The sequence below is a fragment of the Shewanella sp. MF05913 genome (assembly GCF_059758095.1).
Genome location: NZ_JCAYNT010000022.1, coordinates 12,599 through 35,199 on the forward strand (window position 1 = coordinate 12,599; position 22,601 = coordinate 35,199).

Annotated in this window: 24 protein-coding genes and 1 pseudogene; 13 read left to right on the forward strand and 12 right to left on the reverse strand. The window is 42.4% G+C overall.

All coding sequences use genetic code 11. From position 1 onward, the window contains the following. Window positions 1-14: 14 nt before the first annotated feature. Together AC19MV_RS19295 and AC19MV_RS19300 are read right to left on the reverse strand one after the other, a co-directional pair. The gene (locus AC19MV_RS19295; protein WP_498309594.1) at window positions 15-377 is read right to left on the reverse strand and encodes a hypothetical protein; all 363 of its coding nucleotides are present in this window, start codon (window positions 375-377) and stop codon (window positions 15-17) included. Between the two features lie 26 nt (window positions 378-403). Next, window positions 404-664, reverse strand: a complete 261-nt coding sequence (locus tag AC19MV_RS19300; protein ID WP_498309596.1) for a hypothetical protein — start codon at window positions 662-664, stop codon at window positions 404-406. A gap of 162 nt (window positions 665-826) precedes the next feature. Between AC19MV_RS19300 and AC19MV_RS19305 the strand changes: the two are divergent. From AC19MV_RS19305 to AC19MV_RS19325, 5 genes and pseudogenes are all read left to right on the forward strand, one after another. Further along, window positions 827-1,600: pseudogene (locus tag AC19MV_RS19305) on the forward strand (HAMP domain-containing protein); the annotation flags it as partial. Beyond that, window positions 1,601-2,302 carry an ATP-binding protein gene (locus tag AC19MV_RS19310; RefSeq protein ID WP_498309677.1) on the forward strand — a complete coding sequence of 234 codons (702 nt, stop codon included), beginning with the start codon at window positions 1,601-1,603 and terminating at the stop codon, window positions 2,300-2,302. Next, window positions 2,299-3,003 carry a response regulator gene (locus tag AC19MV_RS19315; protein WP_498309597.1) on the forward strand — a complete coding sequence of 235 codons (705 nt, stop codon included), beginning with the start codon at window positions 2,299-2,301 and terminating at the stop codon, window positions 3,001-3,003. Before AC19MV_RS19310 ends, AC19MV_RS19315 begins: the two co-directional genes overlap by 4 nt. Before the next feature lie 529 nt (window positions 3,004-3,532). Beyond that, a complete protein-coding gene (locus AC19MV_RS19320; protein WP_498309599.1) occupies window positions 3,533-4,405 on the forward strand; it encodes a 6-carboxytetrahydropterin synthase in 873 nt (290 codons plus the stop codon). Between the two features lie 119 nt (window positions 4,406-4,524). Next, window positions 4,525-5,340, forward strand: a complete 816-nt coding sequence (locus tag AC19MV_RS19325) for a M23 family metallopeptidase (RefSeq protein WP_498309678.1) — start codon at window positions 4,525-4,527, stop codon at window positions 5,338-5,340. A gap of 246 nt (window positions 5,341-5,586) precedes the next feature. On the opposite strand, the gene AC19MV_RS19330 is transcribed toward AC19MV_RS19325, so the two are convergent. After that, window positions 5,587-7,206 (reverse strand): NAD(P)/FAD-dependent oxidoreductase, encoded by a 1,620-nt coding sequence (locus AC19MV_RS19330; RefSeq protein ID WP_432403916.1) that lies wholly within the window; start codon window positions 7,204-7,206, stop codon window positions 5,587-5,589. Window positions 7,207-7,424: 218 nt separating this feature from the next. Between AC19MV_RS19330 and AC19MV_RS19335 the strand changes: the two genes are divergently transcribed. Next, a complete protein-coding gene (locus AC19MV_RS19335; RefSeq protein ID WP_498309601.1) occupies window positions 7,425-8,090 on the forward strand; it encodes a DUF3047 domain-containing protein in 666 nt (221 codons plus the stop codon). Between the two features lie 182 nt (window positions 8,091-8,272). On the opposite strand, the gene AC19MV_RS19340 is transcribed toward AC19MV_RS19335, so the two are convergent. From AC19MV_RS19340 to AC19MV_RS19355, 4 genes are all read right to left on the reverse strand, one after another. After that, entirely contained in the window at window positions 8,273-8,608 is a 336-nt protein-coding gene (locus AC19MV_RS19340; RefSeq protein WP_432403911.1) for a TehB family protein, read from the reverse strand. Window positions 8,609-8,868: 260 nt separating this feature from the next. Then, window positions 8,869-10,014 carry an NADH:flavorubredoxin reductase NorW gene (gene norW, locus AC19MV_RS19345; protein ID WP_498309603.1) on the reverse strand — a complete coding sequence of 382 codons (1,146 nt, stop codon included), beginning with the start codon at window positions 10,012-10,014 and terminating at the stop codon, window positions 8,869-8,871. Continuing rightward, on the reverse strand, window positions 10,011-11,504 hold the full coding sequence (gene norV, locus AC19MV_RS19350; RefSeq protein ID WP_498309605.1) for an anaerobic nitric oxide reductase flavorubredoxin: 1,494 nt from the start codon (window positions 11,502-11,504) through the stop codon (window positions 10,011-10,013). The genes norW and norV overlap by 4 nt, the downstream gene beginning before the upstream one ends. A 436-nt stretch (window positions 11,505-11,940) precedes the next feature. Then, entirely contained in the window at window positions 11,941-12,774 is an 834-nt protein-coding gene (locus AC19MV_RS19355) for a LysR family transcriptional regulator (RefSeq protein WP_498309607.1), read from the reverse strand. A gap of 125 nt (window positions 12,775-12,899) precedes the next feature. Between AC19MV_RS19355 and AC19MV_RS19360 the strand changes: the two genes are divergently transcribed. From AC19MV_RS19360 to AC19MV_RS19380, 5 genes are all read left to right on the forward strand, one after another. After that, window positions 12,900-14,111, forward strand: coding sequence for a YbfB/YjiJ family MFS transporter (locus AC19MV_RS19360; RefSeq protein WP_498309609.1), 1,212 nt, complete (start codon window positions 12,900-12,902; stop codon window positions 14,109-14,111). A gap of 120 nt (window positions 14,112-14,231) precedes the next feature. Then, window positions 14,232-14,546, forward strand: a complete 315-nt coding sequence (locus tag AC19MV_RS19365; protein ID WP_498309611.1) for a hypothetical protein — start codon at window positions 14,232-14,234, stop codon at window positions 14,544-14,546. A 273-nt stretch (window positions 14,547-14,819) separates the two neighbouring features. Next, on the forward strand, window positions 14,820-15,923 hold the full coding sequence (locus AC19MV_RS19370; protein ID WP_498309613.1) for an ISAs1 family transposase: 1,104 nt from the start codon (window positions 14,820-14,822) through the stop codon (window positions 15,921-15,923). A gap of 202 nt (window positions 15,924-16,125) precedes the next feature. Beyond that, window positions 16,126-16,584, forward strand: a complete 459-nt coding sequence (locus tag AC19MV_RS19375) for a GNAT family N-acetyltransferase (protein ID WP_498309615.1) — start codon at window positions 16,126-16,128, stop codon at window positions 16,582-16,584. Between the two features lie 10 nt (window positions 16,585-16,594). Further along, on the forward strand, window positions 16,595-16,873 hold the full coding sequence (locus AC19MV_RS19380) for a hypothetical protein (RefSeq protein WP_498309617.1): 279 nt from the start codon (window positions 16,595-16,597) through the stop codon (window positions 16,871-16,873). A gap of 66 nt (window positions 16,874-16,939) precedes the next feature. Here the strand turns inward: AC19MV_RS19380 and AC19MV_RS19385 are convergent, their stop codons facing one another. Then, window positions 16,940-17,509, reverse strand: coding sequence for a VOC family protein (locus AC19MV_RS19385; RefSeq protein WP_498309618.1), 570 nt, complete (start codon window positions 17,507-17,509; stop codon window positions 16,940-16,942). A 39-nt stretch (window positions 17,510-17,548) separates the two neighbouring features. Then, entirely contained in the window at window positions 17,549-18,031 is a 483-nt protein-coding gene (locus tag AC19MV_RS19390) for a L,D-transpeptidase family protein (RefSeq protein ID WP_432403972.1), read from the reverse strand. 210 nt (window positions 18,032-18,241) lie between these two features. Between AC19MV_RS19390 and AC19MV_RS19395 the strand changes: the two genes are divergently transcribed. Both AC19MV_RS19395 and AC19MV_RS19400 read left to right on the forward strand, forming a co-directional pair. Then, complete coding sequence (locus AC19MV_RS19395; protein WP_432403887.1) at window positions 18,242-19,072, forward strand: ion transporter; 831 nt, start codon at window positions 18,242-18,244, stop codon at window positions 19,070-19,072. An 87-nt stretch (window positions 19,073-19,159) separates the two neighbouring features. Continuing rightward, the gene (locus AC19MV_RS19400) at window positions 19,160-20,656 is read left to right on the forward strand and encodes an MATE family efflux transporter (protein WP_432403884.1); all 1,497 of its coding nucleotides are present in this window, start codon (window positions 19,160-19,162) and stop codon (window positions 20,654-20,656) included. 522 nt (window positions 20,657-21,178) lie between these two features. On the opposite strand, the gene AC19MV_RS19405 is transcribed toward AC19MV_RS19400, so the two are convergent. From AC19MV_RS19405 to AC19MV_RS19415, 3 genes are all read right to left on the reverse strand, one after another. After that, window positions 21,179-21,406, reverse strand: a complete 228-nt coding sequence (locus AC19MV_RS19405; RefSeq protein ID WP_498309620.1) for a DUF2986 domain-containing protein — start codon at window positions 21,404-21,406, stop codon at window positions 21,179-21,181. 203 nt (window positions 21,407-21,609) lie between these two features. Next, a complete protein-coding gene (locus tag AC19MV_RS19410; RefSeq protein ID WP_432403879.1) occupies window positions 21,610-22,059 on the reverse strand; it encodes a hypothetical protein in 450 nt (149 codons plus the stop codon). Between the two features lie 163 nt (window positions 22,060-22,222). After that, a complete protein-coding gene (locus AC19MV_RS19415; RefSeq protein ID WP_432403876.1) occupies window positions 22,223-22,579 on the reverse strand; it encodes a glutaredoxin family protein in 357 nt (118 codons plus the stop codon). Between the last annotated feature and the right edge of the window lie 22 nt (window positions 22,580-22,601).

Genomic DNA, 22,601 nt, shown 5'->3' on the forward strand with positions numbered 1-22,601 from the left:
TTTGCGCAGGCGTGTTATGCGTATACGTCTACATTCACGGTAGATGATTTACTGTTGGCGGTTTGTGTCTCGCCACTATTGTAAATACTGTTTAAAGCTTCATAAAAAACACTGCCGATATCATCGTCTGATAATCCTTCAGTCATTGGCTTTAACTCATCTAAAACTGACTTTAATTCAATTTGCTGTTCTTCAGTTAATGAAGCCAGCATCTCTGTCGTTGATTGCTGCTCTTCTTCTGTCAATGTCGACACTGCACTGTCTAATCCTGGTGGAACTCCACCTTTTGGTGGTGGCGGACCGTCAGGACGAGGTGGACGTTGTGTACTCTCTGTCGATGACATTTGCATCGAGGTACTGCCGCTAGTTACTTGCATATTCCCTCCTTAATATTTTGCGTTAACTACGTTTTTTTCGGTGGTTTATTCGAGTCATCTCGCGCATTGTCTGGTACAGCGACTAATTCACCGTCTATCATTTTGCAGGTCGCTTCAAGGGTATCACCACGTCGATTTTCAAAGCTGACTTGACTGTTTTCAGAACTGCTTGCACAGGCATCAATTGCCTCCTGTGGTGGTTTGCGACCGGTAGGATTGGCAAACACAGCTGCAGAGACAACTAAACTCAATGTAAGTAAAGTGATATTGATTGGTTTAAGGGTCATGATGGCATTCCTAAATGGGTTTCTTAAGGTAATATAAACCAACAATGTGGAGAAAATGTGCAGAATTAAAGGAGATTGTATTCAGATTTTACGCGTCACTAGTGCGGCGTTATATTGCTGGTTATACTGTATTTTATGCAAATATCCTAAAAACTATTTTTAGCCTTTGTTGGCTTAACCAGTATTGTGCTTATCGCCACGTTATCGTTAGCGCGGTGGAGCTTTGACCAAGGTTTTTTAGATTACATTAATAGCTTAGAGCAAGAGCGCCTGGCCAGCTTGTCTGAAGATATATTGACACTCTATGCAACCAGTTTACCTGCAGTAACAGAAGACGATGAGTCGGTACTCCATTGGTACAAGCTTAGCCAAAACTCACTAAACCAAACTATTTTGACACACTCTCGTTTGCCGCGTATTCCCAGAGACAATAACGCCAATGGCTTTGATAAACCACCTCGTCCGGCTGGTCGATTAGCAGAACAACCACGTCAAGGTCCTCGTCAAGCACCACCTAATATGCGTCCAGGCGCTTCGAGCCATCGCGGTGGCCCACCGACAGGGTTATATTCGGCAGACGATCAATATATTGCAGGTACTGTAATCGATAAAAAAGTCGATACCATTAGTTATCCGCTGATGTACAACCAACAAGTGATTGGTTACTTATACAGTAATCCCATGCGAGAAATTGTTTCGTCATCTGCAACGGCATTTGCCCAGCAACAGCGATGGACGAGCGTTGGCATTGGCCTTGTGTGTTTATTATTAGCCAGTGCAATTGCATGGTGGTTAGCGCGCTTTTTATTGGTGCCGGTAAAACAAGTGATGTTAGGTGTGTCGTATTTGTCTAAGGGCGATTATGACCAGCGAGTCATGGACACTCAACGCGCCGATGAACTCGGGCAGTTAATGGCTAATATTGATCATTTAGCGATGACGTTATCGAAAAACCGCAGTGCTAAAAATCGTTGGTTGGCGGATATTTCCCATGAGTTACGCACACCGTTGAGTATTTTATGTGGCGAGATAGATTCAATTAAAGCAGGGATCAGAGCATTTAACTCAACACAGCTCGTATCGATTGAACAAGAAGTATTAAGAATGAAGCATTTGGTCGACGATTTGTATGAATTGTCATTGTCAGATGTGGGTGGACTTCGTTATCACTTAACGACGGTAAATATTAGCGAATCGTTAGACAGCACCTTGGTTAGTATTGCTTCATCTATGCATGAAAAAGGCTTAACGCTGAGTAAACAGATTACGCCAATGCTATTTGTTTCTGCTGATGTTAGGCGTTTAGAACAGTTGTTTATTAATTTATTGATGAACGCGATGGCGTATACCGACAGCCCTGGCAATATAGACGTACAGTTAACATCGCAAGCAAGTACGGTTATTTTAACCATTAACGATACCAAACCCAGTGCGACAGCAGCGGAATGTGAACATTTGTTTGAACCTCTGTATCGCCAGGATATAGCGAGAACTCGCAGAGGCAGTGGTGCAGGTTTAGGGCTTACTATCTGTAAAAATATCGTCGAAGCGCATAACGGTAGTATTACCGCAACCCCATCATTAATGGGTGGATTATGCATAAGAGTCCAATTACCTTTGTTAAGGAAGTCAATATGAGTGGATTTGCTCATCAACAGCCAATGACTGTATTAGTGGTAGAAGACGAGCCAAAGATTGCGCAGATATTGGTTGATTTTTTATCGTTAGAAGGCTTTAACACACAAGTGCAATACGACGGTAGGGATGTGATTGAAACGATTAAAAATCAGTCAATCGACTTTGTCATTTTAGATTTAATGTTGCCTTATAAAGACGGCTTAACGATTTGCCGCGAAATTCGTCAGTTTTCTATGATGCCAATATTAATGCTCACTGCTCGCGTTGACGAAATTGACCGATTGATGGGACTGGAACTCGGAGCCGATGATTATGTGTGTAAACCTTTTTCGGCAAGAGAAGTGGTTGCGAGGGTCAAAACCATTTTAAGACGGGTTGAAAATACCCAAGGCAGTCAAAATGAACAAATTATTCGATACAAACACATCGACTTAAATATTGAGCGATTTAAATGCCATGTTGATAAACAAGAAGTTGAGTTAACACCGGTTGAATTTAGGTTGCTACAAACAATGCTCAAACGTCCCGGTGTTGTGCACTCCCGCGACAGCTTAATGCAAGTGTGTTATGTCGATGATCGTATTGTGAGCTCTCGTACTATCGACAGTCACGTCAAAAACTTACGGCATAAACTGGCTCAGGTGACTAAACAAAAAGAAGTATTACACTCTATTTACGGAGTGGGTTATAAGGTCGAGTAATCGATGCCCTGTTTACATTAACTCCTTGAAGTCTGCACATTTTCTGCACGGTTATTTGTTACTGTACTGAAAAGGATTTCGTAGGGATAACCGCATGTCTTCATTGATGATTTATTTACTATTGTGTTGCCAGTGTTTGATTCTTATCAGCTTGCTGGTGGTATTTTTTAACGCAGAACTAGACCCAAATTTAACCGATCCCGATTAACGTGGTTCATTTTACCGCTTTCATATCTCACCGTGACGCTTACCTGACACCATGTTCATATCAATGGATTAAATTACTCGTTAAGCATTAGCGAGTTTTTTTAACTAATCGCTTATGTTTACTCGCTCCGTGGCTGGCTTTTGTTTAGAATGTCTGTGTTATTGGCATTAATGATGAGTCGGATGACTTTTCCGTCTAAGTATTAGACCAAGGAGTGATAGCTCATCGTATAAAGATGCCATAAGATACTTTTTCCATTGGCAAGCGCCATTCGGAATACATTTAAACTGAGGTGGACTGTTTTTCTGCCTAGGAGCATTAATGCAACTGTTTGTAAAAGATTTAACCGTTATCGATTTTTCATACCTTTGCCCCATTCGTGGCATGGTAGGAGAAAGCTGGATCGTCGATATATTGTTAGATGGTGGTTTAGATGACCAAAATATGGTGTTGGATTTTGCTAAAGTAAAACGCATCATTAAAAATACCATAGACGATGTTGCTGATCATCGCTTACTTATCCCTACCGCCTGCAGCGAAGTACGTTGGCAGCAAAAAGGCGATCGGGTATGGATGGATTTCTCAAGTCAAAAAGGTGATATTCACCTAGCGTGCCCGTCGCAAGCTTTTGCGCTTATTCCAACCGAAATTATTGATTACGAAAGCGTTAACGACTTTCTCAAAAAAGCCTTGCGTGAAGCATTACCCGAAAATGTTCAAGGTATTAGCATAACGTTACGCAGTGAAGTGCTTAATACACCGTTTTACCATTACAGCCATGGTTTACGTAAACACGACGGTAACTGTCAGCGTATTGCACACGGCCATCGAAGCCCTGTCACCGTATTTGAAAACGGCATCGCAGAACCTAAGTGGGACCAATACTGGGCCGAACGTTGGCAAGATGTGTATCTCGGTACCGAAGAAGATCTTGTACCGGTTGATACCTTAGCATTGTCTAAACAAACCAATATTAGCGATAAAACCCATTTTGGTTTCCATTACATGGCGCCTCAAGGTGATTTTCAACTTGCGATGCCAAAAGAGTGCTGTGATTTGATCCCACACGATACAACAGTCGAATTACTCGCAGATTATATGGCCAATACATTGGCGAATAAAGTGCCAGAAAGTCACTTTAAAGTGATTGCCTATGAAGGTATTGGCAAAGGAGCCATTGCGGTAAAAGGTTAATCGAGTAATATAAACGGGCTGCCAAAAGGTGGCCCTTTTTTTATCTATTTCACAAGGAATGCGGTTTAATGTTATTAAAAAAATCTCCTGGTAAAGTGATTTCTGTCGCCGCCATATTGATGGCGAGCTTATTGTGTTTCAGCACCTTTGCAGCCGCCGTGACATTTCAAGGCCAATTTGAGCAAGGGGCATTAGTCAGAGGTAGCGTGCCAGCTGGCAGTAAAATATTACTTAATGGTGAAGCGGTAAAAGTGACTCCTAATGGACAGTTTGCGATTGGTTTTGATCGTGATGCCGCGGTTGACCAACTCTTTAAAGTGACTTACCCAGACGGATTAACCGAAATTAAGCCGCTAAAAATTGCAACCAAACAATACAAAATTGACCGTGTGACTGGGATTAGTCAAAAAATCATGAAGCCTGATCCTATCGCGCAGGCAAGGGCGGCGAAAGATGCGATACAAACCCGAGCAGCGCGAGATATCTTTAGTCAACAACAAGCTTTTATGCAATCGTTTATCTGGCCAGTCACAGGCAGGATTTCGGGCGTTTATGGTAGTCAGCGGGTTTACAACGATGTACCTGGCAATCCACACTTTGGTGTTGATGTCGCGCGTCCAACTGGCACCGTTGTCGTTGCACCTGCTGATGGTGTGATTACGTTAGCCGAGCCAGATATGTTTTATTCTGGTGGTACTGTGATTATCGACCACGGTTATGGCGTTAGCTCTACCTTCTTGCACCTGAGTAAACTGTATTTAAAGGTCGGTGATAAAGTTGTGCAGGGTGAAAACGTCGCTGAAATCGGTGCCACCGGTCGAGTAACGGGTCCGCATTTAGATTGGCGTTTAAACTGGTTCCAAATGCGTTTAGATCCCGTCTCGATTGTACCGCCAATGGCGACCGTGCTGGCAGCTAAGAAAGCGGCAAAATAGTATTAAGCACATAGGGGGGCGGTATGGTTATTGAACCGGAACCCTCTATTGATGGGTCATGTTATTTGAGGTCATGTTATTGAGTTGAACGTGGACTTCTTACTTCTTACTTCTTGAGCTATTAGAAGATTTCATCATGAGTAGCGGTAAGTTAGAGAGCTCGGGTTAAGTAAAATATTATTGTTGCGGTGAATAAGCAGTAAACAGAGCATTCAATTATGATTGCTCTGTTTACTCAGGATGGATTTAACTGTTTGTCATTTCTTTAATCATGTCTAACGCAACGGCTTCTGCAATACTGATACCGTCAATACCCGCCGATAAAATCCCGCCAGCATAACCGGCACCTTCACCTGCAGGGTATAAACCTTTGGTATTAATGCTTTGGAAATCAGCACCACGTTTAATTTGTACCGGTGACGAGGTGCGAGTCTCAACGCCGGTTAACATGGCATCTTTACTGTCAAAACCACGGATTTTTTTACCAAATGCCGGGATGGCTTCACGAATAGCATCGATAGCAAATTGCGGTAATGCATCGCTTAAATCGGTCATTTTTACGTTAGGTTTATAAGACGGCTCGACGTTTTCAAACGGTTTACCCACTCCTGCCGCTAAAAAGTCACCGACCATTTGCGCAGGGGCGTCGTAATTACTGCCGCCCATGATATAGGCGTGGCGTTCCAATTTACGTTGTAACGCAATACCTTGAAGTGGATCGTTATCAAAATCACTTGGATCAATGCCAACCACGATGGCACTGTTGGCATTACGTTCACTGCGCGAATATTGGCTCATGCCATTAGTCACTACCGCATGTTCTTCTGACGTAGCCGCCACAACCACACCGCCAGGACACATACAAAAGCTGTATACACTGCGACCACTTTTACAATGGTGGACTAACTTATAATCAGCTGCCCCTAACATTGGGTGACCCGCGTTAATGCCAAAGCGATCTTTATCAATCATCTCTTGCTTGTGTTCAATACGAAAGCCAATCGAAAATGACTGCGCCTGCATATACACGCCTTTATCATGTAGCATTTGGAAAGTATCGCGGGCGCTGTGACCAATCGCAGCAATGACATGCTTAGAATGCAATACTTCGCCATTTCTCAGCGTCACACCCGTGACTTGGCGGTCAGTAATATTGATTTCATCAACGCGGGTTTCAAAGCGAATCTCACCGCCTAATCGAATGATCTCACGGCGCATTTTTTCCACCATGGTGACCAACTTAAAGGTACCTATATGTGGTTTACTCACATAAATGATTTCGGCTGGTGCACCCGCAGCCACAAATTCTTGTTTAACTTTTAAGCCTTTAAATCCAGGGTCTTTAACTTGGCTATATAACTTACCATCAGAAAATGTACCCGCGCCACCTTCACCAAATTGTACGTTAGATTCGGTGTTTAACTCACTGGTACGCCAAAAGCGGAAAGTATCTTTAGCACGTTCGTGGACAGATTTTCCGCGCTCTAAAATAATCGGTTTAAAGCCCATTTGTGCCAACATAAGCCCAACAAACAAGCCACAAGGTCCCATGCCGATAACCAGTGGGCGTTCCGTTAAGCCTTCAGGTGCTGTTGCGACATATTTATAGTCGGTATCTGGTGATACGCGGATATTATGGTCGTCAGCAAGTGATGCCAATAACGCGGCTTCGTCTACGTTGGCTAATGTCACATCTAATGTGTAAATTAACGAAATTAAATTCTTTTTACGGGCATCATAGCCACGCTTAAACACATGTATATCAACCAGTTGATCCGCTGAGATAGAAAGCCTTTGCAATACGAGCTCTTGCAGCGCATCTTCATTATGGTCGAGAGGCAATTTTATTTGGTTTAAACGGATCATGATTTACCTAAAAATAGACTTAAAAAAACAGCGCGTAGTTTACGTGATTTAACATTAAAATGAAATTATCTATTGATGGTACATGTGCTATGTCTTGCTGCATTCTTTATCATCATGATTAATGGGTAAAATAGCTCACTCAGTTTAGCCCATTCTAGTGTATGAGCTGTGTGTATGAGCTGAGTGTTTATAAGCGAGCAGGGGAATAGGAGATGCATATGTTGCGATGGATGATATTACTTTGTAGCGTAACTGTTTGTGTGAATGTGCAAGCAGCAATTAATGTGACTTTATTGAGTGATAATGGGATTGAGAGTTGGACTTCTAAAGTATTCTCTGGTGAATCAATTTACAGCGTTGAAGACTATAAAGGGCGCCTAGCATTAAAAGCACTCAGTCATCATTCTGCATCAGGACTGGTGCTAGAAAAGCAAATTGACCTCATTGCTACGCCTTATCTAAACTGGAGTTGGTTAGTTGAACAGACTTTGTCGCCGTTAGACGAGCGCAGTAAAGCGGGAGATGACTTTGTGGCGCGAGTTTATGTGGTTATGGATGGCGGTTTTATGGTGTGGAACACTAAATCATTAAACTATATTTGGTCGAGTAATCAAGACAAAGGCTTGGTGTGGAACAACGCTTTTGCAGGATCAAGTGTTAAAATGATGTCTGTGCGAGGACAGCAATCGCAACCCGGTCAGTGGTATGACGAAAAACGCAATGTGTACCAAGATTTGATTGACACATTTGGCGATAAAGGCAGTGAAAAAGCTAATCGCAAAGCTTATCAATACATCGATATGATTGCGATTATGACCGATACCGACAACAGCGGCAAAAATGCAGAATCGTATTATGGTGACATAATATTTACTGAAAAATAGTCACTGATCAACCGGAATTCACTGGGTACTAAGCGGCCTAACTAAGCCGAATTGTTTTTTACTTTACCGTTAATTAAAGCGCTGATTAAACTTTATATCAATCGCTTGCATGTATCTCATACAAGCGATTTATCTGTAGAGGATATGTCTTTAATAGCTTTATTAATCAGAATAGTAGTGCATTATTTTTTGTTAAACATCGCCTGGCCGGTTTTATCTTTTTCAGACCAGAAATTAATATTGAACTGGGCATCAGGGCTTAATTCAATACGGTGCCAGTACTCCGGTGGGCTGGTAGCAAATTGGCCTGCATTAATCACGACTTTCACTTCAGGTTCAGTCGCTTCGCTGTTGGCAAAACCATAATACGTGACCACGCCTTCCATGACACAGAGCTGACCAAAAACACCTTCGGCGGTATTGTGGTGACTTAGCAATGCATCTGGCACATTGTCTTTAGTGAAAAATGGTGTAGAACGCTGAATAGTCCAATTTGCTGGGATACGTTGATGAGACATAATGTTCTCCTAAATAATCTGAACTTGGGATAATAAACGTCTTTCAATCAGTCCTTTGCCCTGCTAACTGCGTTGAATCGACTTACAATAGGCTAGCTATTAACACGTCAACTCGCCTTGTTAGCATAACAAATGACAAACTTGAAAGTGAGGAGGGTTAACATGCTGATGTTAAATAGCATCAGTTCATCCCTTATCCACAATTCAGGTTAAATTGATTGATGAGTAGGCTTTAAGGGTAAAGCCTACTCGATTAAATGCTAAAGGCTTGCTGGTAAGGCTCTAAGTAATGGGAAGGTATTGCTCATGTGTCCTTGGGTTACCACAAAACCGATAATCTGTTTTTGGTCGTTATAGGCTTTTACTGAACAACCCAGAGCATCAATATCCACCTGCCAAGAGGCTACATCGGTTACGGTATTACCGCCTAATTGAATAGGCATTTGTGGCGTTTTAACCTTGACCAACATCGCAGGCAGTTTCAGCTCTGTCGGTTGGCCTAATAAGGTTTTGGCTAAGGCATTGGCGCTTAACATAATCGGCTGTAAATAGGACATCACCTTACCGTTGATTTCGGCGCAATCACCTAAGGCGTAAATGTTATTCACAGAGGTTTGCAGCTGGTTATTAACCACTAAACCGTTATTCACTTTACATCCAGATTGTCGGGCTAAACCAACATTAGCCTTCAATCCAGCAGCTGAAATGACGCAATCAATACCCACGGTTTTACCTGAACTCAGCGTGGCGCATATTGCCGAGCCGTTGTGATCTAATGCATTTATTGTTTGGCCAAATTCAAACTCAACGCCAGCCTCAATTAACTTGTGTTGCAGTGTAGTCGCGACGAGCTCTGGCAACATATTCGCCATTAAGCCTTTGCTTGGCTCTACCATCACGATTTGTTTACCGCAGTGACTTAAATCCATGGCGATTTCGGTGCCTATAAGCCCAGCGCCAATAACCAATACTCTCTTTGCCTCGTGTAATTGCTGCTGTGCGCTTTCAAACTCTTGTAAGCTGTTTAAGGTAATGACTTTATTGGTTGCGTTACCTTGCATGGGAGGCACAAATGTTTTTGCTCCAGTAGCCAATACTAATTGTGAATAAGGGTAGGCAGTACCATTAACCAATACACTTTGTTGTTGGCTATCAATGCTGTCTACTCGAGTGAGTGCATGCAAGGTAATATTGTACTCTGAAGCAAACTCCTGAGCCGACTGACGAATTAAATCGGCGCTTGTCTGCTGGAGACTGAATGCATGGCTTAAATCTGGTTTATTGTAATCATGACCGTCATCAAGAGTAAAAACCGTTATGGGTATGTGCTTGTCTGTGCGCCTAATCGTTTTGATTAACTGATATGAGCCAAAGCCGCTACCGATAATGATGATAGGTGCATTCATGATGCTTTCCTCGCGTCAATAGGCACAAATACGTCTTTACCTAAACCACAATCAGGGCAAAGGAAAAAGTCAGGTACCTCACACCAAGGGGTTCCCGGCTGCACATCTTGATTTGGCTCACCTAATACCGGTTGATAAACCCAGTTACATACCGTACATAACATGTCTTGTTTATCGTCACTGCTGGTGGTTGATGCACAAGATGTTTGAGCTGTAGGTGTTTTCACTTCTGGCATTTTTACGGGTTTGTATTGGGTAAGGGAAGATGAAATGGAATCGACATTACTGAGATCATGTAACGCCCAGCTTTTGGCTATTTGGCGGCCATGCTCACGGCATTCGCGCATTGCTTTACCGTCTGGTTTCCATTTTGTTTTTAGGCCAACAGTGGTTTCAAACCCGGCGTCAGTCAGGCGGGTATGAATACGGTCAACAGCGCCGCCATTCCAACCGTAACTTCCAAAAGCACCGGCTTTTTTATCTTTAAAACGTAAACCGGTTATTTCTTCTAACATGCCCGCGACTTTTGGCATCATGACGTTGTTCATGGTTGATGAGCCGACTAAAATGCCTTTAGAGCGAAATACATTCGCAAGAATGTCATTTTTGTCGTGACGAGCCACATTAAACACTTTTACAGACACACCAGGATCGACATCATGGATCCCTTGAGCAATGGCATCGGCCATCAAACGGGTGTTGTTAGACATTGAGTCGTAGAAGATTGTGATGCGATCTTCTTGATAATTATCAGCCCATTGTAAATACTGATGAATAATCTGAGTTGGGTTATCTCGCCACACGACACCGTGGGCAGTGGCAATCATATCAACGGGAAGGTTAAAGCCCAAAACTTCGTTAATTTTTGCGGTCACTAATGCGCTAAATGGGGTTAAAATATTGGAATAATAGCGCAAGCATTGATCCATTAATTCAATCTGGTCAACTTCGTCATTAAACAGGCGTTCATCGCAATAATGCTGACCAAATGCATCGTTACTAAATAACACGGCATCTTCGGTTAAATAGGTCATCATACTGTCTGGCCAGTGCAACATTGGGGTTTCAATAAAGACCAATTGTTTGCCATTTCCAATATCTAGGCTATCGCCAGTTTTGACAATATTGAAGTTCCATTCAGGGTGGTGATGTAATCCGGTAATGGAATCGATAGCATTTTCGGTACAATAAATTGGGGTATTAGGGATTTTTGCCATGAGTGCGGCTAATGCGCCAGAGTGATCTTCTTCAGCATGATTAATGACAATGTAATCAATTTTATCGAGATCAATTTCCATCTCAAGGTTTTGAATAAATTGCAGGCTGAAGCGATGGTCAACGGTATCGATTAAGACATTTTTTTGTTCACGAATAAGGTAACTGTTGTAACTCGTGCCTTTAGTCGTTTTATATTCAGTGCCATGAAAGTCCAATATTTCCCAATCGCGTTGGCCAACCCAGTTGATGTTATTTTTAATGTGAATGGTCATAAGTACACCTGTAATAAAGTAGAAGTTAATGTTTAAAGATAAAGTTTCAAAAGTTAACTTCGTTATTGCAGATGGCGTGCCAACTAGCTAAGTGATTGATAAGTATATGGCTGGTGATATTTTTGTGGAATAAGTACTGTCATAATGACATTTTTAATCAGTGTCTTTATGACTGCAAATTGTCATTTTGACTATATCGGAGTGATTGTATTGGGCGTGGCTTTACTCAAGTGGCGTTATTGATGAGACTTTATCCAAGTGACTCTATTCAAATGACTTTATTCAAGTGACTTTATTCAAGTGATTCTATTCAGGTGCTACCAGAACAAATTGTGATTGAGTTGATTGTCGTACTTTATAAAGGGTTAGTTGATTTGTATGGCAGAGCCATCACGGTAATGAATAAACCATTGTTGATGACTTGAACATACCGTTATTACTTGGTTAACAGCTTTGCAAGGGTCAATATTCCTGACTCTAGCGGGCTATTTTTGTGGTAGACAATCGATAGCTGAACATGTTTTGGACCATGGCTCACAGGCGTCATAACCAGAGACTTTTCATAACGACTGCCAGCGACCATATTTTTGCCAATAATGGTATAACCTAACCCCGCAGCTATGCAGCCCAATACCCCATCAGCACTACTCATTATCATTAGCTCATCACTGCCACGGCCTGCTTGCTGTCGCCAGAGCATGGCATGTTGTCGATAACCACACCCTTCATCTCTAACCAATAATACCGGGTCATATTCGCTGTCTCGCGGCGTTACCATGATCAACTCTTCTTTAACGATTGGGATCACTACCAGATTTTCATGCTGAGGAGCATTGCCTATTGCAGCGCAATCGACTTTATTATTGAGTACCGAAAACACTAGGCGTTCGCTGGTATCAGTATGGATTTTGGTTTTAATTTCAGCATGGTTGAGCTTAAGTTGTTTGAGCGCTAATGGCATGTGTACGGCGGCAAATGTTTCAGGCATGCCAACACGCAGTTCATAGGTGTTTTTATTGCGTGACATCGCTGAAATAGCTTGGTATTCCAGTTGTAATATTTGTTCTGCATATTCGTATAACAGCTGTCCGCTGGGCGTGAGTTGCAGTTTTCTGCCTGTTAGGGTAAACAGCTTGGTGTCTATTTCGGTTTCAAGCTTTTTAATCCTATTGGTAATATTGGACTGAACGGTATTGAGTTTATCGGCTGCGCCTTTAATACCTTGTTCGTCTACTACCGCTTTGAACGTTTTAAGCGTCAATATTTCCATATGGCTCCAATATAGTGCTCAGTATAGTTCTCAATACAAGAAGTTTAAGTTCTCAATAATTCAATTTTTTAGATTAACAGGTTGACGTATTGTCAGTGAATCATTTTTCGATTAGGCGGCAATAAATGTTAATGGAACTGACAAAATTTCGGGTTTATTTGGCAGGGATCTGCAGTTTAATTGTTACCGTTGGCGTAGCACGCTTTTCCTACAGTTTGCTACTACCCGTAATGCAGGACAGTGCTGGCCTAACCGAGTCAGGAGGTGGTTGGCTGGCAACCGCTAATTTTATGGGTTACATGAGTGGTGTTTTGCTTGCTGCGAGTCTGCATAATCTGCACTACAAATACCATTTACAGCGTGTGTATTTACTCTTGAGTGTGGTGACTTCAGTCGCCATGGTGATGACGACTGACATTGTTGCATGGGCTGTATTGCGTTTTATTGCAGGGATTTGTGCCTCTGGCGGCTTTATTATTGCATCTGGGCTTATTTTAAAATGGTTGGTAAGACACAATCATCGTGCAGAATTAGGTATTCATTTTGCAGGCGCTGGCCTGAGTATTATTATCACTTCACTCTTGTTCGAACTGATGCTTGGGTTGTCTGCTGATTGGCAGCAGCAATGGTTAGCGCTAGGGGTGTTGGCGCTAGTGGTTTCTATTCCCGCCTGGTTATGGATGCCGCATCCTTCGGCGGGTGAACAACAAGGGGAGGTTGCACAGGACAATCCACCGACAAACACATTTAAGTTACTGATGATGTCTGCCTATTTTTGTGCGGGCTATGGATATGTTGTGAGTTCAACCTTTATTGTCGATATTGTTGAGCGAACAGAAGGGCTGCAAGGCCAAGGTGGATTAACTTTTTTATTGATTGGACTCGCAGCCACTCCCGCCGCGTTAATATGGGACCGGATTGCGCGTAAAACAGGTTTCCTTAAAGCACTGTTAGCCGCGTATTGTTTGCAAGCAGTGGGGATTATTTTGCCTGTACTTAACGACAACTTAGCCGTGGTCATTATTAGCGCATTGTTATTTGGTGGCACCTTTATAGCGTGTGTCAGCTTAGTGCTTACCATGGCAGGAAAGTTCTACCCCAGTAATCCCGCGAAGTTTATGGGCACCATGACATTAGCCTACGGCGCCGCGCAAATTATTGCACCTGTGCCGACGGGTTATTTAGCCGAGTTTTTTGGCAATTATGATATTGGTTTATATGTTTCTGCCAGTGTGGTGATGATGGGAACGCTATTTTTACTCGGCTTACTTAGACACGAAAGCCGCGCTGTGGTGAGTAAGCGTATAGACAAAGAAAATCAGGTGGTTATTGGTTAAATACAGAAGTACGTCATAATGTTAAAACCAAGTATTTAATTTCTAGCGGACAGTAAAATAATCAGTTAACTTATTGTGTATTTTTCATAAGATTTTATGTCACGCGAGGGATGACGATATATGAAGTGTTTAGGACTAATTGCGGTATGTATATCACTAAGCGGTTGTGCGACAGGTTACCAAGCGTATACGTGGTCTGGTGGATATAAAGACAAAGTGTTGGCTGAAAATCATTACCTTGTAGAATATTATGGTAATGGCACAACCTCAATTGAAATGCTGAACATGTTTTGGAGTACTCGCGCCATTGAATTATGCCCAAATGGCTATGATGTTATCGATGAAAATAAAGGCAAAACGGATGGTGGGATTTTTTTAGGCGGGGTGACGTCTATTGATCATCCCTGGTTAAAAGCTGAAATTCAGTGCAAATAATAAGCAGTATTATACCAATTCCATTAATTATGTGACCAATCAGAGTCACTCAGATTGTTCAGTTTGAGGCGCATTGTTGAAATAATGGTTATTCCCTTCTAAGACAATGCAACAAAGAAATGAACGGTCTGAGTGCCTCCTGCAAGGCCAGGGGCTGATCATACTCGATCGCTTTTCATACATCCTTTTTAAAAACAAAGAGATAAAAAATAGCTTGATTGATCTCGCCAGTGTGATCAAATAGCGCTCTTTTTCTTTGTCTTTATACTTAATATGCTTAAACATCTCGATAAGATTACTGATTGCCGTTCCCATATAAATCAAGAACATGATGTCATTGATATCTGCTTCCTCGTCCTGAGCGCAGTGATATCAGGTGCGCAAAGTTGGGCCGATTGCCACGAATTCGGGACATTAAAACTGATGTGGCTGCGTCAATATCGCCCCTTCGCTAATGGTATTCCCTGCCAGCAGAGTATTGGTCGCATTTTCAGAGGAGTGTCAAAGCAATCCTTGCTAGATGCCTTGTTGAGTTGGGTTAACGAGCATCGGCTTAGCACAGGACTTTCTTCTATTGCGATTGATGGGAAAGTGCTTAAAGGTGCCAAAGCATCAGCCTCAAGCGCTGCATTACATATGGTCACTGCATATGATACCGGCTCTGGTTTAGTCTTCAGCGCTAAATCAGGTGCGAGCAAAAAGAGTGAACTCAAACTCGTTCAAGAATTGCTGACGTGTCTTGATTTGAAGTCGGAGTTACTGACATTTGATGCGCTGCATTGCCAGACACAAACACTTGATTATATTGTCAAAGAAGGTGGGCATTGTATTTTGCAAGTCAAAGGTAATCAGCCCAAGCTGTACGAGGCAGTACAGGCACAATTTGCTGATTACATTACAAATACCCCAGATGCCGAATGCTTTACGCAAGATGATAAAGGCCATGGTCGAGTTGAAAAACGGATAACGTTTCAGTGTCCATTGAATTTACCCGCTGAGATAACGATGAAATGGTCTCAATTAAAAACATTAATCGCAGTAGAGCGTCATCGAAAAGTGGGTAACAAAACCAGTATAGATACACACTTTTATGTCAGCAGTGCAGTATTGACATCAGAAGCCTTTGGTACAGCGATTAGGGCTCACTGGCAAACGGAAAATAATCAGCATTGGCTTTTAGATACACTATTTCAAGAAGATAAGCAGAAGATGTATGATGAAGATGGTGCCAGTATTCTGGCTATTTTAAGGCGTTGGGCATTAAATCTAGTGAAGCTACATCCCGCTAAAACAAGCCAGAATCAGAAATTCAATAGGGCTTGTTGGAGTGATGATTTCAGGGAAGAGATTATTTTTGGTGCTGGTCAAAAAGTGTAATCAGCCCCTGCTGCAAGGCGGGTTTCTGTGCCTTCTATGCTGCTTAATAGCATTTTGACGTAGAACAACTATGCCTACAATTCTATTACTTGCCTAGAAGACACAGAACTCCCGCTGAATGACCAGATAATTAATAGAATTGGTATTATATCTGTGGTTGGACGCTTAATTAATAATCTCAATGCAAAAGGAATGTTAGTCGATGGATATTTTGGTGGATGATTTACAAGGTGCTGGTGTGATTGAATTATTACAAGCGCACTTGGCAGACATGTATGCGACTTCACCACCAGAGAGTGTGCATGCGTTAGATATCGATGCGCTAACTCATCCTAGTATTACGTTTTGGTGCGCGAAGCTTCAAGGCGAAGTGTTAGGTTGTGTGGCGATAAAAGAGCTCAATGAAACCCATGGCGAAATTAAGTCAATGCGCACATCCGCAGCGGCGAGAAACCAGGGCGTGGCCACTGAATTGTTATTGCATTTGCTCAATGAGGCAAAACGCCGAGGCTATCAGCAGTTGAGTTTAGAAACCGGCTCGATGGACTTTTTTGCCCCCGCAAGACGTTTGTATCAACGTCATGGTTTTGAATATTGCGGCCCATTTGCGAATTATCAGGCTGATCCTAATAGTCTATTTATGACTAGATTCATTGATTGAATGAAGCTCAATGTTGATTAAAGTAAAACCAACTAAAGCGCTTATCATTGAAATGGTTAAACGCTCATCCATCTTCGTGGGTATTTTTGTTATTGCCATTATGATGTTGATGACGCCAAATGATGAGTGTATTGCATTTTTAGGTCACAGCTTGTGCAGCGGAACAGAGAAGTGGCTAATCGTAAAATGGATATTCTTTTTTGATTCAATATTACTCGCGTATACCGCGCTACCCCTATTGCACTTCCTTGCGCTACGATTTCTAATTAAACGTAAAAATAAACGTTGAATACGTTAAATTAAATACGTTAAGTATGCCGATTGGTATAATCGTACTGTCATCAAGCTGCTTAACTTATTGTTCGCTGGCGATAATAGTTTGAATATCATGCGGATGCACTTTTACGCAAATGCCATTGGCTTTAAATGCGATGGTTGGGTTGGCTAAGCGTTCGTTATCACCTTTTGGTGAACTCTGTTTCACTTTAATCTTTCCAACCCCAGCTTGAGCATTATCTATGATGCTGGCCAGTTGCGGCGCGTGCCCAATCAGTTCAGTAATCAGCGTTTCACAGGTTTTTGCTTGAGAGGGAAACACCAATTCAATGTGTTCCCATCCTTCTATCGGATAGGTTTTATATGATGGGAAGGGCAGCTCAACACAATTAATGTGCATTTTACCCATCACTAATGGCTCAGTTAACTTGATGATTAAAATGGGTCTGCCATTAATCATGTTATTTGAAATAATCTCGCCATATTGGCTAAATTCATCAGCAAGTAACTGCGCTGTTTGGTTGTTATTAACCCGCAATGCGGCGTGATCGGCCTGTAAAGATAAACGGTCTAGCCCTAACTGCTCAATAAAGGCGGTTATCCGCACGCTAAAGTCAGCCCAGGTTTGTTGTAGATGTTGGTAGTTCATGTGCACACTCAAACAATTATTAACGTAAAACGGCAGTGGCTATGGCCAAATTTCAATTGGAGTGCCGGCATCAATCATTTGCCAAAGCTCGTCCATTTCTTTGTTGGTTACCGCAATACAACCGTTGGTCCAATTGTACTTTTGAGCTTCTTCTGGCGGTAAAGGTGAGCGTGGGTTCTCACCGTGGATCATAATCATGCCACCGGCGCGAATGCCCAATGCATCAGCACGTAATTTATCTTCTTCATTAGGGTATGAAATATGAATCGATTTATAAAAAGCGCTGTCAGATTTTTTATAATCTAAGGTGTAACGACCTTGTGGGGTGCGCTGATCGCCTTCTTTGAGTTTGTGTCCTTGCGGTACATCGCCCATGGCAATCAGGTAACTCTTAACCACTTTACCGTCGCGCATCACAGACAAGCGAGATTCTGATTTGTTCACCACAACGAGGTCAACTTTGGCTTTTAATGATTGAGATGAAGAAGCATTTGCCAACAGTGGGCAAAAAAACATAACCATAAATAATATAGACAACGCGCGCATGAAATCTCCGTAAACCAATGACCATTTTAATTTTTATTGTAAAATGACTAATTCCGAATGTTAAAACTCGGCAGTCAATGTTAGATTTTAACGACATCAAGGGTTAATTGATATTAGTTAACCGAGTTTATTTGCAAGTTTTTTGCAAGTTGGTCTAAAAGATTGCCTAATATAGCGAAACCTGAAATGAATGCCGAAGAAAAGTCCGACAGTCCGCTAAAGCAAAAACTCCGAAATGTTATTTTTGGCACTGAAACGCCAGAAGGTAAACGTTTCGATATCATTTTGATGATATGCATTGTGCTGAGTGTAGTGTTGATTTTTATTGACACTATTGAGCACATCAATGAGCAATATGGTCAGCTTATTAGTATCGCTGAATGGAGCTTTACGGTATTGTTTACCGTTGAGTACATATTACGCTTATATTGCTCGCTCAATCGCTTACATTATGCTCGCAGCTTTTTTGGTTTGGTCGATTTAGTGTCGATTTTACCCAGTTATTTAGGCTTGATTTTCCCTGGGGCAAACGTGGCCTTAGCACTACGAGTGCTGCGTTTATTCCGGGTATTTAGAGTGCTAAAGCTGTTGCGCTATTTAAGTGATGGCCATTTGTTATTAAAAGCCATGGTGCAGTCTAGCCGTAAAGTGTTTATGTTTTTCTTTTCGGTCAGCCTAATCATCATGGTGCTCAGTGTGATTATGTATGTAGTCGAAGGGCCTAATAATGGCTTTACCTCGATCCCTAAATCCATGTATTGGACCGTAGTCACGATTACCACCGTAGGGTATGGCGACATTACGCCACAAACGCCACTAGGTCAGGGTATTGCCGCATTAACCATGTTAATTGGTTATTCGATTATTGCCATACCCACGGGGATTTTAACCGCGGAGATTTCTCATGAGATGGTGAGAACCCGTGATTTACGTAAGTGCAGTAATTGTGGCAAAAAAGGTCACGACAACGATGCTGATTACTGTAATCACTGTGGCAGCGAGTTAGAAAAACTCTGATGTGCATCATTAATGTTGCCATTTTATAGACCCAGCGCTTTATCATCGAGATTGGTTTTGCTGGGTGATTTTTATTAAAGGATACGCATGACCACAGCTAAGTTTGTCGAAGGCCCTATTTTACGTCACATATTGGTGATGAGTTCGACCGCGGCGGTCGGCATTTCGGCGTTATTCGTTGTTGATTTACTCGATATTTTCTTTTTAAGTTTATTGGGTGAAATTGAGCTTGCAGCCGCAGCGGGTTATGCCAGTACGATTTCATTTTTCACCACCTCGATTGGCATAGGTTTATCGATTGCGCTTGGCGCTTTGGTGTCCAAAGCCATCGGTTCAAAAAATATCAAGTTAGCCAAACGGTTATTTTTAAACAGTGCCATAGTGACGCTGTTAACCAGCGTGCTGGTGGCCATTGTTGTATACCTCTTTATTCCAGAATTACTGGCACTTGTTGGCGCTACTGGGCGAACTGCTGAACTGGCTGAAAGCTACTTAACAATATTAGTGCCCTCGTTGCCATTTATTTGTTTGGCCATGGCGTTAGGCGGCGCACTGCGTGCGGTGGGTGATGCTAAATTGTCGATGATGTCGACACTCGCGGGTGGTGGCGTTAATGCCGTACTCGATCCGATCTTTATTTTTACTTTGTCGATGGGCATAGAAGGCGCTGCTGCTGCGTCGGTATTGGCGCGTATCGCGGTATTTATTATTTCTGCTCGTGGGGTTGTCGTTAAGCATAAGTTATTAGGTCAATTTTCCTGGGTTGAGTTTAAACAAGATTTAGGGGTGATTTTTGCGATTGCAGCGCCAGCCATGCTGACGAATGTGGCGACTCCTATTGGCAACGCTGTGGTAACACGAGCGATTGCAGATTTTGGCGACAGTTATGTGGCAGGATGGGCTGTGTTAGGTCGGTTAATTCCGGTGACCTTTGGGATGATTTTTGCTTTATCGGGGGCCGTTGGCCCAATCGTGGGTCAGAACTTTGGTGCGAATGAGTTCGAGCGAGTAAGGCTAAGCTTGACCAAGGCAATACAGTTTTGTGTTGTGTATGTATTAGCTATGTCGTTGCTACTGTTTTTACTAAAAGATGTGATTATCAGTAGTTTTGATATGAAAGGCGATGCTGCCGAATTGATTTTGTTTTTCTGTCAATATATCGCTGTGTTCTTCATTTTCTCGGGGATATTATTTATTGCCAATGCCTCATTTAATAACTTAGGCAAAGCGAAGTATTCGACGATGTTTAATGTTGGCAAAGCCACGATTGGCACGATCCCTTTTGTGTATTTCGGTGCGCAGTGGGGCGGGGTGTACGGCGTGTTAATTGGCCAGGTGATTGGCGCGATTATCTTTGGCGTTATCGGTATTGTATGTGCTTATCGATTAGTGGATAAAATCAGCCAGCAAGGCTTGGTATCAGCCGGTGCCAACAAGCAATTACTGGAAGATGATGCCATCAATATTGATATGGTTGCCGCGCCATCGCCTATGCCAGGACGAACTCAGATGGCGCAGTTAGACGAAGAGCCCTTGTGCAAGCAATTAGCTGAGCAAGAAACACGTAATACCAATCGGCATTAATAAATAATCACTCAGAATACGTTCAGCTGTTTTTGATTAAAGCGTCGCTATAGAGTGATGGTTGTTCTTGTTCAAATGGCGAGTGCGCAGAGCAAAAACGGCTAGGACATACCTTTTAGGCGAGTGTAAATACCAATTCCACTAATTATCTGGTCATTCAGCGGGAGTTCTGTGTCTTCTAGGCAAGTAATAGAATTGTAGGCATAGTTGTTCTACGTCAAAATGCTATTAAGCAGCATGGAAGGCACAGAAACCCGCCTTACAGGAGACACTCAGACCGTTCATTTCTTTGTTGCATTGCCTTAAAAGGGAATAACCATTATTTCAACAATGCGCCTCAAACTGAACAATCTGAGTGGCTCTGATTGGTCACATAATTAATAGAATTGGTATAAAGGGCTTACACTGCGTTGCATGACTTTGACAGGGAACCACTATACATTCAGTCATGCGCCATTAAAAAAGCCCTTATTGCATGCAATAAGGGCTTTTTAGTCATTAACGTCTAAGGTGTTAATAAGCTTATTTGTTGTCTGAATCTTCTGTCGCAGTGTCAACAACAGTCGTTTCAGTTGTTTCACTCGTGGCAGCAGCTTGCTCAGCCGCCTGTGCTAAGGCGATTTTTTCGCGATCAGCTTTAGAAATATAACGCTCAACCGTTTTAGTGCTTGGGTTCGATGGCACCACTTTGTTGGCACGTGCTTTGGCACGTTTGGCCAACTTTTTGATCATCTCTTGCTTTCTATTCATCTGACTTCTTACTGTGTAAACGACAAACTATTCATATCATTTCAGAAGATAAATGGCTTATCAAAGCGTGAAGGCGCTGGTCTAACGGCCGTCGGCAACTTCACGAGAAAATTGGAGGCTAATTCTAGCTCAATTGCGGTGCTGGATACAGCAATTTATAACTAGTACAACAAAGCGCCGCTCAAGAAGCGGTTGCTGCGACATTAGCGACCGAATTTTTTAATGTCTTCTTCAGTCGCGCCGTCATTACACTCACCGCGCACTTCTGCACGATCGGGTTCCACATAACGACTTAACTCGACAAAACTCGTTTTGCAGTAACCACTCATTTCGATGGTTTTTTGTAGGCCCAAATCAACTTGTTGATGCCACAGCTCAAGGCGTTCTTCTGCATTGCGTTGTTCAATTAAATAACTTTGCATGTCTTGCTTACGGCGGTTTATACGTTGGTCGTGAGGTTGTTCGCCAGGCAGAGGGCGATCTGTTGCCGTGGCCAATTTTGCTCTATAGGTGAATAGCTTAATGCCGTCACCTTTTATTTGCGTGCTAAAGGTGTCGCGAAATTGTCCGGCAAAATCCATTGGGTCGGGTGGGCTTGAACTGCATGCACTCAATAACACCACGCTACATATTACCAGACTATTTTTAAACACAGATAAACCCCTAAAGCAAAATAATGGCGTAAATCATAACCTAAGCGGTTGGAAGGATGATAGCCCACAGCAAGGTAAATTAACTTAAAGAGAGGGTTTACACTGTTAAACAGCCAAAAATAAGCCGCAACAAGTGCGGCTTATTTATTAATGCTCAGGGCATCTAGGCAAAACGTTCGTTCAAATAGCTCGTAATGGCTTTAGACTCGTACAACCATTGTGTTTGGCCATCTTGCTCGATACGTAAGCAAGGTACTTGTAACTTACCACCTTCTGCTGTGAGTAAGGCTTTGTTGTGTTCTTGTTTGGCATCAACAATATTGATGTTCAAGTTTTGACGGCGCATTTCACGACGTACTTTTACACAAAACGGACACGCAGCATATTGATAGAGCGCCAGTGCCTGAGTTTGTTGGTCGACAACGGCTTGTTGTTCTTGCGGGCGTTGACGTTTTTTAGGCGCAAATACAAAATTTAATAATAAAATAATTCGACCTAAAATCCAGCGAACAATGAACATATCTATCCTCAAGTATCATCAT

Coding starts and splice junctions, on each gene's coding strand:
- AC19MV_RS19395 (WP_432403887.1), top strand. CDS start 18,242: ATGAATGCCGAAGAAAAGTCCGACAGTCCGCTAAAGCAAAAACTCCGA.
- AC19MV_RS19330 (WP_432403916.1), bottom strand. CDS start 7,206: ATGATCCGTTTAAACCAAATAAAATTGCCTCTCGACCATAATGAAGAT.
- AC19MV_RS19315 (WP_498309597.1), top strand. CDS start 2,299: ATGAGTGGATTTGCTCATCAACAGCCAATGACTGTATTAGTGGTAGAA.
- AC19MV_RS19300 (WP_498309596.1), bottom strand. CDS start 664: ATGACCCTTAAACCAATCAATATCACTTTACTTACATTGAGTTTAGTT.
- norW (WP_498309603.1), bottom strand. CDS start 10,014: ATGAATGCACCTATCATCATTATCGGTAGCGGCTTTGGCTCATATCAG.
- AC19MV_RS19365 (WP_498309611.1), top strand. CDS start 14,232: ATGAAGTGTTTAGGACTAATTGCGGTATGTATATCACTAAGCGGTTGT.
- AC19MV_RS19295 (WP_498309594.1), bottom strand. CDS start 377: ATGCAAGTAACTAGCGGCAGTACCTCGATGCAAATGTCATCGACAGAG.
- AC19MV_RS19310 (WP_498309677.1), top strand. CDS start 1,601: ATGACGTTATCGAAAAACCGCAGTGCTAAAAATCGTTGGTTGGCGGAT.
- AC19MV_RS19325 (WP_498309678.1), top strand. CDS start 4,525: ATGGCGAGCTTATTGTGTTTCAGCACCTTTGCAGCCGCCGTGACATTT.
- AC19MV_RS19340 (WP_432403911.1), bottom strand. CDS start 8,608: ATGTCTCATCAACGTATCCCAGCAAATTGGACTATTCAGCGTTCTACA.
- AC19MV_RS19360 (WP_498309609.1), top strand. CDS start 12,900: ATGTTAATGGAACTGACAAAATTTCGGGTTTATTTGGCAGGGATCTGC.
- AC19MV_RS19405 (WP_498309620.1), bottom strand. CDS start 21,406: ATGAATAGAAAGCAAGAGATGATCAAAAAGTTGGCCAAACGTGCCAAA.
- AC19MV_RS19385 (WP_498309618.1), bottom strand. CDS start 17,509: ATGAACTACCAACATCTACAACAAACCTGGGCTGACTTTAGCGTGCGG.
- AC19MV_RS19375 (WP_498309615.1), top strand. CDS start 16,126: ATGGATATTTTGGTGGATGATTTACAAGGTGCTGGTGTGATTGAATTA.
- AC19MV_RS19390 (WP_432403972.1), bottom strand. CDS start 18,031: ATGGTTATGTTTTTTTGCCCACTGTTGGCAAATGCTTCTTCATCTCAA.
- AC19MV_RS19335 (WP_498309601.1), top strand. CDS start 7,425: ATGTTGCGATGGATGATATTACTTTGTAGCGTAACTGTTTGTGTGAAT.
- norV (WP_498309605.1), bottom strand. CDS start 11,504: ATGACCATTCACATTAAAAATAACATCAACTGGGTTGGCCAACGCGAT.
- AC19MV_RS19380 (WP_498309617.1), top strand. CDS start 16,595: ATGTTGATTAAAGTAAAACCAACTAAAGCGCTTATCATTGAAATGGTT.
- AC19MV_RS19320 (WP_498309599.1), top strand. CDS start 3,533: ATGCAACTGTTTGTAAAAGATTTAACCGTTATCGATTTTTCATACCTT.
- AC19MV_RS19400 (WP_432403884.1), top strand. CDS start 19,160: ATGACCACAGCTAAGTTTGTCGAAGGCCCTATTTTACGTCACATATTG.
- AC19MV_RS19355 (WP_498309607.1), bottom strand. CDS start 12,774: ATGGAAATATTGACGCTTAAAACGTTCAAAGCGGTAGTAGACGAACAA.
- AC19MV_RS19415 (WP_432403876.1), bottom strand. CDS start 22,579: ATGTTCATTGTTCGCTGGATTTTAGGTCGAATTATTTTATTATTAAAT.
- AC19MV_RS19370 (WP_498309613.1), top strand. CDS start 14,820: ATGCTTAAACATCTCGATAAGATTACTGATTGCCGTTCCCATATAAAT.